Consider the following 14,953-nt stretch of genomic DNA (forward strand, 5'->3'; position numbering starts at 1 on the left):
ACGGTCTTCCGAACGGTCTTCCGAGCGGCCTCCTGAGTGGCCCGGACATTCAGGAACGCGTCCTGGACGCGGCCGCTCCTCCCGCGGCCATCACGATCAGGGCGGGCGCGAGCAGGAACGCCGTGTGCGTCCCGAAGCCGTCGCCCAGCGCGCCGAGCACGAACGGCCCGCTGCCCGAGCCCACGCCCGCCCAGATCGAGGCCGTGCCCGACGCCTGGTCAGGCCGGCCTCCCGACACATCGATCATGCGCGTGAGGCCCATGGGGAACTGCACCGAGATGCCGAGCCCGCTGAGCGCGAGCCCGGCGTAGCAGACCGGTGCCGAGGTCCCGGTCCAGAACAGCGCCCAGCCCGCCAGGGTCACCCCGAGCGAACCCAGCAGCACCGACCCCGGCGCGAAGCGCAGGGCCAGCCGGGCGCCGCCGAACCGGCCCGCCGCCATGCCGGCCAGCATCGCGGTCAGCCCGGTCGCCGCCATACCGGGCGACAGCCCGGTCCGCTGGGAGAGCAACTCGGCGGCCCACAGGTTGAAGGCGAACTCGAGGGCCACGCAGCACAGCAGGACCACCCCGGCGACGTGGAAGCGCCAGCCGTACGGCACCCTGCCGCCCGATCCTCCCGCCCCCGCCGCGGACGACGACGGCGGCGGGGTGGGCACCGGCGGCACCCAGACCCGGCCCATGAGCAGGGTCAGCAGGAGGGTGGAGGCCACCGGCACGAACAGCGCGGGCCGCCAGCCGGCCGACGACTGGGCCACCACACTGAAGGCGTAGGTGGTGGCGATTCCGGCGGTCACGGCGACCGCGTTGGCCTCGCTGATGACGGCCGCTCCCGCCGGGCCGTGGTGGTCGCTGAGCACCGCCATCATCACGTACAACGCCGTCGAGCCGCAGCAGCCGGCGAGGGTGAAACCGGTCAGCGTGAACGGGAGCGCGTGCCCGAACGCGACGAGGAGCACCCCGGCGTTCATCCCGGTCAAACCGGCCCAGGTGACGACACGGCGCCCGAACCGCCTGGTCAGCGCGGGCAGGGCCAGCCCGCCTGCGATGCCGCCGAGTGCCATCCCGGTGCCGTGCAACCCGGCGACGGCCTGGGACACGCCGAGTTCGGCGCGCAGGAGGGGCAGGGCGGCCGACAGGCCGTAGAGGTAGGTGGCGAAGGTGGCGAGCTGGAGATAGATCAACCAGGTGGGGCTGTCCCTGGTGACCTTTATGTTGCGGTCCAAAACCAGGCAAGGGTAGCGCAGCAGATCATCGAGAACGAGAGCCGGCCACCCGCCATGGCGCTCAGCACGTGCGCCGGTATCGGGTCAGCACGGGCGCAGGCACCTAGTCAGTGCAGCGCGGCGAGCTGGTCCTCGAACCAGCGCTGGGGCGGCAGGGCGGTCGCGGCCTCCCGCAGCCGCAGGCCGCGCGTGAGCCGCTCCTGCTCCGGCAGCGTCAGCGCCGCGTACAGCGCCGCCGCCGTGCCGGACACGTCGTAGGGGTTGACGAGCAGGGAGTCGGCCCCCAGTTCGGCCGCCGCGCCCGCCTCGCGGGACAGCACCAGCGCGCACCGGGGCGACAGGATCGGGCCCTCCTTGGCCACCAGGTTCATGCCGTCCCTGATCGGATTGACGAGCAGGACGTCGGCCATCCGGTAGGCGGCCAGCGAGCGCGGGTAGTCGTCGTTCACGTTGAGGATCAGCGGGTCCCAGTCCTCGGTCGCGTACTCGTCCTCGATCTCCTTGGCGCAGCGCTGCACGGCCGCCGTGTACTCGCGGTACTCCGGCAGGTCGTGGCGGGAGGGGTAGGCGAACGCGAGGTGGACGACCCGGCCGTGCCACTCGGGATGGGCGGCCAGGAACTCCTGGTAGGCCCGCAGGCCGCGCACGATGTTCTTGGACAGCTCGGTGCGGTCGATGCGCACGATCAGCTTGCGGTCGCCCACGAGGTCCCTGATCACGGTCATGTGCGACTCGACGTCCTGCTCGGCCGCCCGGGCCAGCAGCGCCTCGCCGTTCACACCGAGCGGGTGGACGCCGATCCTGGTGGTCCGCCCGTCGTGCGTCACCGTACGGGCGGCGTGGTCCACCCGGGCCCCGAGCAGCGTCTCGCAGCAGTCCATGAAGGCGCGGGCCCAGCGCGCGGTGAGGAATCCGGCGTGGTCGGCGCCGAGGATGCCGGTCAGAACCTCCGCCACGACGTCCTCGGGCAGCAGCGCGAAATATTCCGGCGGCGCCCAGGGCGTGTGCGAGAAATGGGCGATGCGCAGGTCGGGCCGCTCGACCCGGAGCATCGCCGGGGTCAGCGTCAGGTGGTAGTCCTGCACCATGACGCGCGCCCGGTGGGCCGCCTCCTCCGCCAGGGCCAGTGCGAAGGCCCCGTTGTACGTGCGGTACGACTCCCACTCGCGGCGGAACCGTGTGCCGAACTCGGGGGCGAAGGGCGTGTTGTAAAGCAGGTGGTTGACGAACCAGAGGGTCGAGTTGGCCACGGCGTTGTAGGCCCGGTGGAAGACCGCGGGCGGGATGTCCAGCATGCGGATCGGTCCGGTGTCGAAGGCCCGGTCGAGCCGCCCGCCGGGCGCCTGGCGCACCGCGCCCCGGTCGCCGTCCGACAGCGCCGCGCAGACCCACAGGACGTCGGTGTCCCTGACCACCTCGGACAGGCCGGAGACGAGCCCGCCCCCGCCCCTGCGCATGGTCAGGCCACCGTCGTCCGACAGCGTGAAGGACACCGGGCCCCGGTTGGACGCGATCAGAACGGTGCTGCTCATCTTGGGGTTCCCTCGATCAGAGCGGGCGCGCATGCCGGAAGATTAATAAAAGCCGACCTCCGTCAATAGGATGTCAACCGATCGCGGAAGGGCTGGATACGGCATGGCACTGGACGACACGACCGAGGACCTGGCCCGATCGGCTGCCCAGGGGGACCATCGCGCGCTCGGTGAACTGCTGCGGCGCATCGAGCCCGACGTGCTGCGGCACTGTGAGCGGCTTCTACCGTATCGGCAGGACGCCGAGGAGGCCGCGCAGGACACGCTGCTCGCCGTGGCGCGCAACATCGCGAGGTTCGAGGGCCGGGCCAAGTTCAGCACCTGGCTGCACATCGTGACCGTGAACTGCGCCAGGACCACCTACCGCTCGCTCAAGCGGCGCTCGTCGGAGCAGGCGGAGGAGCTGCCCGAGCAGCGGCCCGATCCCCGGCGGGTCAGCGTCATCGCGGGGTCGCGGCTCGACCTGCTCGACGCGATGGAGGCGCTTGAGGCCGAGCGGCCCGACCTCGCCCAGGCGCTCGTGCTGCGCGACATCTGCCAGCTCGACTACGCGGAGGTCGCCGACCAGCTGAAGATCCCCCTCGGGACGGTCAAGTCCCGTATCCATCAGGCGCGCAAGTACGTGCAGAGTGCCCTCGGCGAGGCGTACGGCTGATACAGATCGTCTCGCTATATGAGACGCGGGAACGGACACCGGGGACGCCGGGGTACAGTGCTAGGGACCTTTCTCGGAAGGTCCTACAACTGAACATGCTCATCCAGAGGGGTGGAGGGACCGGCCCTGCGAAGCCCCGGCAACCTCCCCGGTGTCGAACTCGTGCCCACGAGGCCCGGCCGGGACAGGTGCCAATTCCGGCTCGCGGCCAGGGTGGTCGCGAGCGAAGATGAGGGAAAGGCCTCGCTTCATGGCGCACACCAGCACTGCCGCGAACCCCGTCACTGCCGCGAACACCGTCGAGTTCGGCCCCGCCACCGGTCTTTCGTGTCGCGAATGCGGCGCTCTTTACGATCTCGGCCCGATCTTCGCCTGTACGGAGTGTTTCGGCCCCCTTGAGGTGGCGTACGACTTCGGCGAGGTTCGGCGGGAGGACATCGAGTCCGGCCCGGCGAACATCTGGCGGTACCGCTCCCTGCTCCCGGTTCCCGCCGGCGTGGCGGCCAAGCCCAACCTCCAGCCCGGCTGGACCAAACTCGTGAAGGCCGACAGGCTGGCGGCCGAGCTGGGCCTTCGGTCGCTGCACGTCAAGGACGACTCCGGCAACCCGACCCACTCCTTCAAGGACCGGGTCGTCGCGATCGCGCTGGAGGCCGCGCGCAACTTCGGCTTCCACACCCTGTCGTGCTCCTCCACCGGCAACCTCGCCGGCGCGGTGAGCGCGGCCGCCGCCCGGGCCGGGCTGGACTCCTGCGTGTTCATCCCCGCCGACCTGGAGCCGGCCAAGGTCACGATGGCCGCCGTGTACGGCGGCCGCCTGGTCGCCATCGACGGCAACTACGACGAGGTCAACCGCTTCTGCTCCGAGCTCATCGGCGACGAGCTGGGCGAGAAGTGGGGCTTCGTCAACGTCAACCTCCGGCCCTTCTACGCCGAGGGCTCCAAGACGCTGGCGTACGAGATCGCCGAGCAGCTCGGCTGGCGGCTGCCCGACCAGATCGTCATCCCGGTGGCCTCCGGCTCGCAGCTCACAAAGATCGACAAGGGCTTCCGTGAGCTGATCAAGCTGGGGCTGGTCGAGGAGCGGCCCTACCGGATCTTCGGGGCGCAGGCCGAGGGCTGCTCGCCGGTCTCCCAGGCGTTCAAGGCCGGGCAGGACGTGGTGCAGCCGGTGCGGCCCGACACCATCGCCAAGTCCCTCGCCATCGGCAACCCGGCGGATGGGCCGTACGTGCTCGACATCGCGCGGCGGACGGGCGGCGCGGTGGAGGACGTGAACGACCAGGAAGTGGTCGAGGCGATCCGCCTGCTGGCCAGGACCGAGGGCGTCTTCGCCGAGACCGCGGGCGGCGTCACGGTCGGCGTGCTGCGCAAGCTGGTGCGCGAGGGCCGCCTCGACCCCGACGCCGAGACCGTGGTGCTGAACACCGGCGACGGGCTCAAGACGCTCGACGCGGTGGCCGAGCACGCCCGCCCCGCCGCGGTCATCCGTCCCTCTCTCGACGCCTTCCGTGTGGCATTCGCCAACTGAAAGCGTTTCAAAAGGTCCATCGGCAGTAACGAAAGCGAGCGAACAATGAGCGTTTCCGTGCGGATTCCGACGATTCTCCGGACGTACACCAACGGCGCCGCGGAGGTGAGCGGGGAGGGGGGAACGCTCCGCGAGGTCCTGCAGAAGCTGGACGCGGACTACCCCGGCATCGGCGGGCGCATCCTGGACGAGACGGGTAAGATCCGGCGTTTTGTCAACGTCTACGTCGGGGAAGAGGACGTCCGATTCGCCGATGGTCTGGACACCGCCACGCCGGACGGGGTGCAGATTTCGGTCATCCCCGCCGTCGCCGGAGGCTGAGTCGCCGCGCCGGGGCCGAGCACCTGACATGCGCTTCTATCGATGAAGAAGTCATGCGAGGCCATGACAAATGGTGCAGCTCTCAACTATTCAACAGCAAAGTGAATATTCTTCGTTCCTGCTTTGAGCGAACGCCAAGTAGTAGTTTGCGGATTGACTCTGTTGTCCTACGCCTTGACACGGGTATGGTCGAGGACGATCGACAAAACCGGGGGCTTCTTGGGTGTGGTCCCCAGCCCAGCAAGAGGAGTCGGAAGTGGCGCAGGGCACCGTCAAATGGTTTAACGCGGACAAGGGCTACGGCTTCATCGCGGTAGACGGTGGTAAGGACGTGTTCGTCCATTACTCGGCAATCATGATGGACGGCTACAAGGCCCTCGAGCAGGGTCAGCGGGTTGAGTTCGACATCACGCAGGGTCAGAAGGGCCCGCAGGCGGAGGCCGTACGGGCCGTCTGATCCCGTCATCGACCTTGGAAGGCCCGGCCGCGGATTCCGCGTGCCGGGCCTTCCGCGTGCCGGGCCTTCCGCTTGCCGTGCCGCCCGCTTCGCCGTCGGGGCGCCCACACCCACCGGGTCGTGCCGGAGGCGCGCTCCTGGGCTCGCCTGGTGTCTCCCGCTTGCCGTCGGCTCGCCGATCTGGACATAACGTCCAAGCTGGTCAGCGAGGCTTCCGCTTGCACTCGCAGGGGTAGAGTGCTAAATACTTGTTTGGCACTCTGAGGTCGAGAGTGACAACAACCGGGATCGGGGCGATGGGGCCCGCGCAGGGATAGCGGGTCCGCGCCGTCGCGGGCGTCGGCTCGGTCCGTTGAAGACACCCTGCTACTGGGAGGTCTAGCCTAATGGCAGCCAAGATGATCGCGTTTGACGAGGACGCCCGGCGCGGTCTCGAGCGCGGTATGAACCAGCTCGCCGACGCCGTGAAGGTGACCCTCGGCCCTAAGGGCCGCAACGTCGTGCTGGAGAAGAAGTGGGGCGCCCCCACGATCACCAACGACGGTGTCTCCATCGCCAAGGAGATCGAGCTCGAGGACCCGTGGGAGAAGATCGGCGCCGAGCTCGTCAAGGAAGTCGCGAAGAAGACCGACGACGTCGCCGGTGACGGCACCACGACGGCTACCGTGCTCGCCCAGGCGCTGGTCCGCGAGGGTCTGCGCAACGTGGCCGCCGGCGCCAACCCGATGGCGCTGAAGAAGGGCATCGAGGCCGCCGTCGAGCGCGTCAGCGAGGAGCTGTCGAAGCTCGCCAAGGACGTGGAGACCAAGGAGCAGATCGCCTCCACCGCCTCCATCTCCGCCGCCGACACCGAGATCGGCGCCCTCATCGCCGAGGCGATGGACAAGGTGGGCAAGGAAGGCGTCATCACCGTCGAGGAGAGCAACACCTTCGGCCTGGAGCTGGAGCTCACCGAGGGCATGCGCTTCGACAAGGGCTACGTGTCCGGCTACTTCGTGACCGACCCCGAGCGCATGGAGGCGGTCTTCGAGGACCCGTACATCCTGATCGTCAACTCCAAGGTCTCGGCGAACAAGGACCTGCTGCCGCTGCTCGACAAGGTCGTGCAGTCCGGCAAGCCGCTGGTCATCATCGCCGAGGACGTCGAGGGCGAGGCCCTGGCCACCCTGGTCGTCAACAAGATCCGCGGCCTGTTCAAGTCCGTGGCCGTCAAGGCTCCGGGCTTCGGCGACCGCCGCAAGGCCATGCTGGGCGACATCGCCATCCTCACCGGTGGCCAGGTCATCTCCGAGGAGGTCGGCCTCAAGCTCGAGAACGCCACCCTCGACCTGCTCGGCCGCGCCCGCAAGGTCGTCATCACCAAGGACGAGACCACGATCGTCGACGGCGCCGGTGACGCCGAGCAGATCTCCGGCCGGGTCAACGAGATCCGCGCCGAGATCGAGCGCACCGACTCCGACTACGACCGCGAGAAGCTCCAGGAGCGCCTCGCCAAGCTGGCCGGCGGCGTCGCCGTCATCAAGGCCGGCGCGGCCACCGAGGTCGAGCTCAAGGAGCGCAAGCACCGCATCGAGGACGCCGTCCGCAACGCGAAGGCCGCGGTCGAGGAGGGCATCGTCCCCGGCGGTGGCGTGGCCCTGCTGCAGGCCGGCGCCAACGCGTTCGACAAGCTCGAGGTCAACGGCGACGAGGCCACCGGTGCCGCGATCGTCCGCAAGGCCCTCGAGGAGCCGCTGAAGCAGATCGCCGTCAACGCCGGCCTCGAGGGCGGCGTCGTGGTGGAGAAGGTCCGCAACCTCCCGGCTGGTGAGGGCCTCAACGCCGCGACCGGCGAGTACGTCAACATGTTCGAGTCCGGCATCATCGACCCGGCCAAGGTCACCCGCTCGGCGCTGCAGAACGCGGCGTCCATCGCGGCGCTGTTCCTGACCACCGAGGCCGTCATCGCCGAGAAGCCCGAGAAGGAGAAGGCCCCCGCCATGCCCGGCGGCGGCGACATGGACTTCTGATCCATCTGCCTGCTTCGTCTCAACGGAAGGGCGGTTCCCCCTCGGGGGAGCCGCCCTTTCCCGTTGTGCGCCTCAGGTGAGGCGCCTGACCCAGCGGGCGCAGTCGGTCTGCATCGTGTAGCCCGCCGATGTCCAGGCGTGGTGCGCCAGGGCGTTGTCGTGCAGGACCATCGCGTCGGCACGGAACGCGCCGAACTTCCGGAACCGCTCCTCGGCGGCCCGGATCAGCAGCGATCCGATGCCCATGCGCCGGTGGGCGGGGTCCACGGCGAGCCGGTAGAGGTGGGCGCGCCAGCCGTCCCACCCGGCGATGAGCGTGCCGACGATGCGGCCGTCGATCTCGGCGATGAGCAGCGCCTCGGGATCGCGCTCGATCAGGGCCACGACCTTGCCGGAGTCGTCGTGCCTGTCGGTGTTCTCCGCGGCCTCCAGCCAGAACCGCAGCACGGCCGGGACGTCGTCGAGCGCTCCGTGGCGGACGCGTACGCCGGGGGAGGTCATCGCAGCTCCTCGGGAAGATCGCGGTTGTGCAGGACGGTCAGTGACGTTACCGCCCGGGTGAGGACCACGTAGAGGCGGGCGAGGCCGCGCTCCTCGGCCTCCGCGATCGCGGCCGGCTCGGCCACGATCACGTGGTCGTACTCCAGGCCCTTGGCGAGCGTCGCCGGCACCAGCAGCACCCGGTCGTCGCCCGTCGAGTCGGGGCCCAGCACCGTGTGCGGCACCGCGGCGGCCTCCAGGGCCGCAGAGAGCGCGGGAAGGCCGGAGTCCGCCGCGATGACCCCGATGGAGCCCTCCTGGGCGAGGGCCTGCCGTACGGCCTCGGGGAGTGCGGCGGCGACGTCGCTCTCTCGGCGTACGGACAGGGAGCCGGCGCCGGGACGCAGCGAGCGCGGCGGGGCGAGCTCCGGCGCGACGGAGGGCAGCAGCCGCGCGGCGAAGTCGAGGACCTCGCGGGGCACGCGGAAGCCCAGCGTGAGCTCGGTGACCTCGCCCGAGGGCTGGCCGAGGTGGTCGAGCACGGTCTTCCACGAACGCGCCGACCAGGGCGTGGTGCCCTGGGCGAGGTCGCCGAGCACGGTCGCCGAGCCGGTGCGGCAGCGGCGTCCGAGCGCGCGCAACTGCATCGCCGACAGGTCCTGCGCCTCGTCCACCACGAGGTGGCCCTGCGACGGCGTCCGCTCGATCAGGTCGCCGAGTTCGTCCAGCAGCGCCGCGTCGGCGGCCGTCCACTTGGCCGACCGGTGCGACTTGTACGGCTTGCGCCACACGATGAGCTGCTGCTCCTCCGGCGAGAGGTCCGACCGGGCCGCCTTGGCCAGGAACTCGGGGTCCGACAGCAACCGGAACAGCACCTGCTCGGGGGCGAGCTTCGGCCAGACGGCGTCCAGCACGGCCTTGACCGGCTTCGACCGGGCCACCGCGTCCTGCACCCGGTCGTCGGGCGACTCGCCGCGCCGTTCCATCTGCACGAGCACGGCGTGGGCGAGCCGCTGGGCCAGGGTGGCGCGGCCCGGGCCGTACCTCGTCGTGCCGCGCAGCGAGGCGACAATCTCGCGGATCTCGTGATCGGGCACCCGGTAGCGGTTGATGCCCTTGGTGAACAGCACCCCTTCTGCCGGCTTGGTGACGTGCAGCCACAGCGCCCGCTTGACGACCTCGGCCATGCGGGCGTCGCCCTTCACGGCCGCCGCCGCCGGGTCCTCGGGATGGGCGTGGTCGCCCAGGACGCCGGCCACCGTCGTCTGGTCGACCTTCACCTCGCCGAGCGCGGGCAGCACCGAGGAGATGTAGGAGAGGAAGGCCCGGTTGGGCCCGACGATCGTCACGCCCGAGCGCGACAGCTTCTCGCGGTGGGTGAACAGCAGGTAGGCCGCGCGGTGCAGGCCCACGGCCGTCTTGCCGGTGCCCGGCGCGCCCTGCACGCAGACGGTCACGCCGAGGTCGGCGCGGACGATCTCGTCCTGGTCGGGCTGGATGGTCGCCACGATGTCCCGCATCGGGCCGGTGCGGGGCCGCTCGATCTCCTCGGTCAGCAGCCTGCTCTGCCCGAGCGCCCTGCCGTCGAGCGGTTCGTCCTCGTACGCGGTGAGGTCGCCGCCCTGGTAGCCGAACCTGCGGCGCAGCGCCACCCCCATGGGGTCGGCGGGACTGGCCTGGTAGAAGGCGCGCGAGATCGGGGCGCGCCAGTCAATCACGAGAGGCCGGCTGCTCTCGTCGTGGACGTGCCTGCGGCCGACGTAGACCGTGCTCGGCAGGTCGTCGCCGGCCGCGCGGTCCAACCGGCCGAAGAACAGCGGCGCGTCGGGGTGGTCGGCCAGTGCGGCCACTCGCTGGTCGAGCAGGCCCTGCAGAACCTGCTGGGACACCCAGTCGCCGGCGGCGTCCGCCGACAGCGACTGCGCGTGCTCGCGCATCGCTCGCAGTGCGGCGCGGGAGGCCGCGAGATGGGCGCGCTCGGCTTCGAGCACATTTCCGGGCATGCGGAAGCTCCTCCGGGCATGACGGGGACAGGACTGGTGGAAGCGGGAAGCACAAGAGCTTAGCGATGGGCACCGCGATGCCGAAACGGTATTTCTCTCGCGTGTCGTCGTTTCCCGGAGCGGGTATCTGTACCCGGGTGACGCGCACCGTGGTTCCTCCGGCGATCCCGGCGGCGGCGAGCCTGCTGCTCGCCACGCTGTGGGGGTTCGCGGTCTTCGGCGACTGGAGCAGACAGGCCTTCTGCACGACGAGCCTGGGAGCGTCGCCGGACTGCGCGGACCGGATCGCCTCGGTGATCGCGCTGTCCGTGATGGTCGGGGTGGTCGCGGCGTGCGCCACCGGGGTCGCCTGGCTCGCCAGGCGCGAGTCCCTGTACGGCGTCGCGGTGGCGGCCTGGGTCATCGCGCTGGTGGTGCTGTTCGTCGGCGGCCTGGCCGCCCAGTGACCGCCTCCCGATGACCGGCACGTGAAGCTTTGCGGCGGCGACGATGGATCGCTCCATCGTCAGGCCGCCGGGGAAACAGTATGCAGTGGGGTGATTTGTCCTGATGTGCCGCGTTATGTGAGCCGTGAGTGCTCACCGGCGGGCGAGGTAACAGGCAGCGAGAAACCAGGAGTAAGACGAAAAATGCGTATATTGCGTGATTCGTCTTGTCTGCTGGGTATTGCCGCCATCACGACTGCATCATGTGAGGGTAAGGCGCGAGGAGGTGATGTGGTGACAAGGCCCAAGGGCATCTCCTGGACCTAGGTCATGTCCACGACGTTCACCGGGCTCGGGGAGCGGAGCGGGCTTCGCCGAGGACCGGAGCTATCTTCCGGCGCGGTGACCGGCCCGGCCGACGTCGCGGACACCCCGTGCTGAGCGCCGGCCGTGTGGGCAGGCCGCCCCTTACTCGGGAGCCTGGATCCTGCCGATGCCGAGCGTGGTGACGGCGGGCAGCAGGCCCGACTCGAACACGGCCCCGAGCAACGGCCGGTTGAGCTCGGCCAGCCGCTCGGCCCCCGCCTCGCCGAGCGCCCGCCACGGGCCCGCCGCCAGTTCGTCGGTCATGCGCTCGACCTGGTCGCGCAGCGCCCGCCCCGCCGGGGTGGCCGTCCCCTCGTCGTCGATCAGCCCGCGTGCGGCGAGCCGGTCGCGCGCGGCGGACCATTCCTCGTCGCTCCAGCCGCGCCCGGCGAAGTTCTCCGCTGGGGCCGCCCCGACCGCGGCGAAGGAGACCAGGGCCTCGCAGGCGTCCAGACCGGCGGCGTGCAGGGCCGTCAGGTGCCCGTCGCCGCGGTGCTCGCGCAGCACCGTGTACGCCTGCCACAGCGCGAGGTGCGGTTCCTCCGGCCAGGGGAGGTCGAGGTTGGCCGCGACGAGCGGCCGGTGGGCGACGTCCACGCTCTCCGCCGCCCTGATCGCCAGCTCGGCCGCCTCCTTGACGCCTTCGTCGATGCGGTCGCCGAGGAGCCCGCGCACCGTCCGGTCCATCGCCCGCAGCCGCGCGTCGAGCACCTGTGCGGGTGTCGCGGTCTCCCAGGCACCCGGCACGTACTGCGCGATCATGCTCGGGCTGAAGCTGTAGTAGGTGGCGGCGACCAGCGCGGGTCCCGCCGCGCCCAGCGGCGCGGTGCGCCAGGCGAAGTAGCTCGGCCAGCGCGTCGTGACGTCGTAGCCGAGCGCGGCGGCCTCCTCGAATGCCTCCGGGCTGTAGTAGAGCGTGGCGTGGACCGGCTCGATCTGGTGCCACATGGTGCGGGCCAGGCGTACGGACATCCCTCAAACCTCACTGTCTAGATAAGCTACGACAGTGACGATAGAGCCGTGGCGCATCACTGGTCAATCAGAGATAGACAGTTATGTCGGGCGCTGGGTGGAGCTCGCCGTGCTCCTGGTGAACGTCCTCGCCGCCGAGTCGACGCACGGCCGTCGTCTCACACCACCGCAGACGGGCGGCGAACGGCTGGCCGCGATCCAGGCCGGCCTCGCCGCCGCCGGTCGCCCTCCGAGCGCTCTCACGGCGGCCGACGCCGACCGGCTCGCGGAGGTCGCCGCCGAGCTGCGCCCGCTGTACGGCGCGGGGGACCGCCTGCCCGAGGCCGCCGCAGGGCTCAACGACCTCCTGGCGCGGCACGGCGCCGTGCCCACCCTGCACGGCGACCCAGGAAAGCCGCTCCAGCTAGCCTTTCACCGGCCGGAGGCGACGCTCGTGGACGCCTGGGCCGCCGACATGGGAACCGCGCTGGCCATGGTCATCGGGGTCGGCCAGGGGGCGCGGCTCGGCGCGTGCCAGGCCGCGACGTGCTCCCTGGTCTTCTTCGACACCACGCGCAACGCCTCGCGCCGCTTCTGCGACCTGTCGTGCCAGAACCGGGCCAAGGCCAGCGCCTACCGCGCCCGGCGGCGTACGTGACCCGAGGAGGTCAGCGCGCCGGGTCCTCCTCGCCCACGTCGTCGGCGTCGATGATGTTGTAGGCGTACCCCTGCTCGGCCAGGAACCGCTGCCGGTGCGCGGCGAACTCCTGGTCGACCGTGTCGCGGCTGACCACCGAGTAGAACCGCGCGCCGCCGCCGTCCGCCTTGGGGCGCAGCACCCGGCCGAGCCGCTGGGCCTCCTCCTGACGCGAGCCGAACGTGCCGGAGACCTGGATCGCCACGGCCGCCTCGGGCAGGTCGATGGAGAAGTTGGCGACCTTCGAGACCACCAGCACCCGGATCTCCTTGTCGCGGAACGCCTGGAACAGGCGCTCACGCTCCTTGACCTTGGTCTCGCCCTTGATGACCGGCGCGTCCAGGTGCTCGCCCAGCTCGTCGAGCTGGTCGATGTACTGCCCGATGACCAGCACCTGCTCGTCCGCGTGCCGCCGCACCAGCGCCTCGGTCACCCTCGTCTTGGCCGGCGTGGTCGAGCAGAACCGGTAGCGCTCGTCGCTCTCGGCCATGGCGTAGGCCAGCCGCTCGTCGTCGCTGAGCGTCACCCGCACCTCGACACACTCGGCGGGGGCGATGTAGCCCTGGTTCTCCATCTCCTTCCAGGGCGCGTCGTAGCGCTTCGGCCCGATGAGCGAGAAGACGTCGCCCTCCCGGCCGTCCTCGCGCACGAGTGTGGCGGTGAGGCCGATGCGCCGGCGGGCCTGCAGGTCGGCGGTCATCCGGAAGATCGGCGCGGGCAGCAGGTGGACCTCGTCGTAGACGACGAGGCCCCAGTCGCGGGCGTCGAAAAGCTCAAGGTGCCGGTAGGTGCCCTGCCGCCGGGTCGTCATCACCTGGTAGGTGGCGATCGTGACCGGGCGGATCTCCTTCTTGGTGCCGGTGTACTCGCCGATCTCGTCCTCGGTCAGCGAGGTGCGCCTGAGCAGCTCCTGCTTCCACTGGTGGGCCGAGACCGTGTTGGTGACCAGGATCAGCGTGGTCGCGCGGGCGTGCGCCATGGCCGCCGCGCCCACGATCGTCTTGCCCGCGCCGCACGGCAGCACCACGACGCCGGAGCCGCCGTGCCAGAACGCGTCGGCCGCCTCCTTCTGGTACGGCCGCAGCGACCAGCCGTCCTCGCGCAGGTCGATGGGGTGGTGCTCGCCGTCGACGTACCCGGCCAGGTCCTCGGCCGGCCAGCCGAGCTTGAGCAGCGTCTGCTTGATGTTGCCGCGCTCCGAGGGGTGCACGGCCACGATGTCGGCGCCGTAGCGCTCCCCGACCAGCGGCTGGATCTTCTTGGAACGCAGCACCTCCTCCAGCACGGCGCGGTCGGTGCTGGTGAGCACCAGGCCGTGGACGGGGTGCTTCTCCAGCCGCAGCCTGCCGTACCGCGCCATGGTCTCGGCGACGTCCACGAGCAGCGCGTGCGGCACGGGATAGCGGCTGAAGCCGATCAGCGCGTCGACCACCTGCTCGGCGTCGTGCCCGGCGGCCCGGGCGTTCCACAGCGCGAGCGGGGTGATCCGATAGGTGTGGACGTGCTCGGGCGCGCGTTCGAGCTCGGCGAACGGGGCGATGGCCTTGCGGCACTCGTCCGCCCTCGGGTGGTCGACCTCCAGCAGCAGCGTCTTGTCCGACTGGACGATCAGAGGCCCGTCACTCAATGCCTGCTCCCCCTCGTACGGCTACCGCATATCAAACACGAGGCCGGGCCGAATCAGTCCCAGTCGCGGGAATCAGTCGTCGAGGTAGCCGTTGACCCCGGCCCAGATGACCGCGCCGATCCCGATCACGAACAGGACGACGTTGATGCCGATGGCGATCCACGTCCACTTCAGCAGCCTGCGGGACTGGTCCGGCGCGGTGTCCACCTTGCTCAGCGCGATCCCGGACAGGATCGCCCCGGTGATGCCGCCCAGGGAGATGTAGCAGCTCAAGGCCAGCACGAGGCTGATGACGAGGGCCACGATCGCATGCGTGCGCGGGCCCTCCTGCCTCGGCGGGTAACCGCCGGGCGGGTAGTAGCCGTACTGCTGCTGATACGGATTCGGTCCCGGCTGACCGTACTGGCCAGGCTGCCCGTACTGGCCCGGCTGGCCGTACTGCCCCGGCTGCCCGTACTGCCCCGGCTGCCCGTACTGGCCGTATTGCCCGTACTGCTGGTTGGGGTCGGGCCCCGGCGGCGGGCCGTACGGCCCGTGCTGCTGCTGCTGTCCGTAGGGGTTGGAGCCGGACGGCGGTCCATAGGGATTGGACGGGGTCTGCCAATCCTGGGGTCCCTGCCCCGGCTGCTCTGGAGTCGTCACCCTGAAATCCTTTACTACGGGGGGCATCAAGG

The 14,953-nt window shown here is 70.4% G+C and carries 14 protein-coding genes and 1 riboswitch; of the genes, 7 read left to right on the top strand and 7 right to left on the bottom strand.

The annotated features are described in order from the left end of the window. Window positions 1-49 precede the first annotated feature (49 nt). Together HHX35_RS37625 and HHX35_RS37630 are read right to left on the bottom strand one after the other, a co-directional pair. Entirely contained in the window at window positions 50-1,225 is a 1,176-nt protein-coding gene (locus tag HHX35_RS37625) for a sugar MFS transporter (protein ID WP_182903376.1), read from the bottom strand. A 107-nt stretch (window positions 1,226-1,332) separates the two neighbouring features. Beyond that, window positions 1,333-2,757, bottom strand: a complete 1,425-nt coding sequence (locus HHX35_RS37630) for a trehalose-6-phosphate synthase (protein ID WP_182903377.1) — start codon at window positions 2,755-2,757, stop codon at window positions 1,333-1,335. A 103-nt stretch (window positions 2,758-2,860) separates the two neighbouring features. Between HHX35_RS37630 and HHX35_RS37635 the strand changes: the two genes are divergently transcribed. The 5 genes from HHX35_RS37635 to groL all read left to right on the top strand — a co-directional run bounded on the left by HHX35_RS37635 (window position 2,861) and on the right by groL (window position 7,730). Beyond that, entirely contained in the window at window positions 2,861-3,412 is a 552-nt protein-coding gene (locus tag HHX35_RS37635; protein WP_079319296.1) for an RNA polymerase sigma factor, read from the top strand. A gap of 96 nt (window positions 3,413-3,508) precedes the next feature. After that, window positions 3,509-3,648, top strand: a riboswitch (SAM riboswitch). Between the two features lie 14 nt (window positions 3,649-3,662). Then, entirely contained in the window at window positions 3,663-4,943 is a 1,281-nt protein-coding gene (gene thrC / locus HHX35_RS37640; protein ID WP_259405766.1) for a threonine synthase, read from the top strand. 45 nt (window positions 4,944-4,988) lie between these two features. Next, window positions 4,989-5,264: a MoaD/ThiS family protein gene (locus tag HHX35_RS37645; RefSeq protein ID WP_030509193.1), complete on the top strand. Its 276-nt coding sequence runs from the start codon at window positions 4,989-4,991 to the stop codon at window positions 5,262-5,264. A 256-nt stretch (window positions 5,265-5,520) separates the two neighbouring features. Beyond that, on the top strand, window positions 5,521-5,721 hold the full coding sequence (locus HHX35_RS37650) for a cold-shock protein (RefSeq protein WP_030509192.1): 201 nt from the start codon (window positions 5,521-5,523) through the stop codon (window positions 5,719-5,721). Between the two features lie 386 nt (window positions 5,722-6,107). Further along, complete coding sequence (gene groL / locus HHX35_RS37655; RefSeq protein WP_030509191.1) at window positions 6,108-7,730, top strand: chaperonin GroEL; 1,623 nt, start codon at window positions 6,108-6,110, stop codon at window positions 7,728-7,730. Between the two features lie 72 nt (window positions 7,731-7,802). Here groL and HHX35_RS37660 read toward each other — a convergent pair whose 3' ends face one another. Next, complete coding sequence (locus HHX35_RS37660; RefSeq protein ID WP_182903379.1) at window positions 7,803-8,231, bottom strand: GNAT family N-acetyltransferase; 429 nt, start codon at window positions 8,229-8,231, stop codon at window positions 7,803-7,805. After that, window positions 8,228-10,213 (bottom strand): AAA family ATPase, encoded by a 1,986-nt coding sequence (locus tag HHX35_RS37665; RefSeq protein ID WP_182903380.1) that lies wholly within the window; start codon window positions 10,211-10,213, stop codon window positions 8,228-8,230. The genes HHX35_RS37660 and HHX35_RS37665 overlap by 4 nt, the downstream gene beginning before the upstream one ends. Before the next feature lie 137 nt (window positions 10,214-10,350). Between HHX35_RS37665 and HHX35_RS37670 the strand changes: the two genes are divergently transcribed. Continuing rightward, a complete protein-coding gene (locus HHX35_RS37670) occupies window positions 10,351-10,659 on the top strand; it encodes a hypothetical protein (RefSeq protein WP_139578698.1) in 309 nt (102 codons plus the stop codon). Window positions 10,660-11,106: 447 nt separating this feature from the next. On the opposite strand, the gene HHX35_RS37675 is transcribed toward HHX35_RS37670, so the two are convergent. Continuing rightward, window positions 11,107-11,976, bottom strand: a complete 870-nt coding sequence (locus tag HHX35_RS37675) for an SCO6745 family protein (protein ID WP_182903381.1) — start codon at window positions 11,974-11,976, stop codon at window positions 11,107-11,109. A gap of 34 nt (window positions 11,977-12,010) precedes the next feature. Here HHX35_RS37675 and HHX35_RS37680 point away from each other — a divergent pair, with 34 nt between their 5' ends. Beyond that, complete coding sequence (locus HHX35_RS37680) at window positions 12,011-12,613, top strand: CGNR zinc finger domain-containing protein (protein ID WP_310739570.1); 603 nt, start codon at window positions 12,011-12,013, stop codon at window positions 12,611-12,613. A gap of 10 nt (window positions 12,614-12,623) precedes the next feature. Here the strand turns inward: HHX35_RS37680 and HHX35_RS37685 are convergent, their stop codons facing one another. Next, on the bottom strand, window positions 12,624-14,279 hold the full coding sequence (locus HHX35_RS37685; protein ID WP_182903382.1) for a DNA repair helicase XPB: 1,656 nt from the start codon (window positions 14,277-14,279) through the stop codon (window positions 12,624-12,626). Between the two features lie 72 nt (window positions 14,280-14,351). Beyond that, on the bottom strand, window positions 14,352-14,921 hold the full coding sequence (locus HHX35_RS37690; RefSeq protein ID WP_182903383.1) for a hypothetical protein: 570 nt from the start codon (window positions 14,919-14,921) through the stop codon (window positions 14,352-14,354). Between the last annotated feature and the right edge of the window lie 32 nt (window positions 14,922-14,953).

Source organism: Microbispora sp. H10830, from assembly GCF_014161375.1.
GTDB classification, from domain to species: Bacteria; Actinomycetota; Actinomycetes; order Streptosporangiales; family Streptosporangiaceae; genus Microbispora; species Microbispora catharanthi.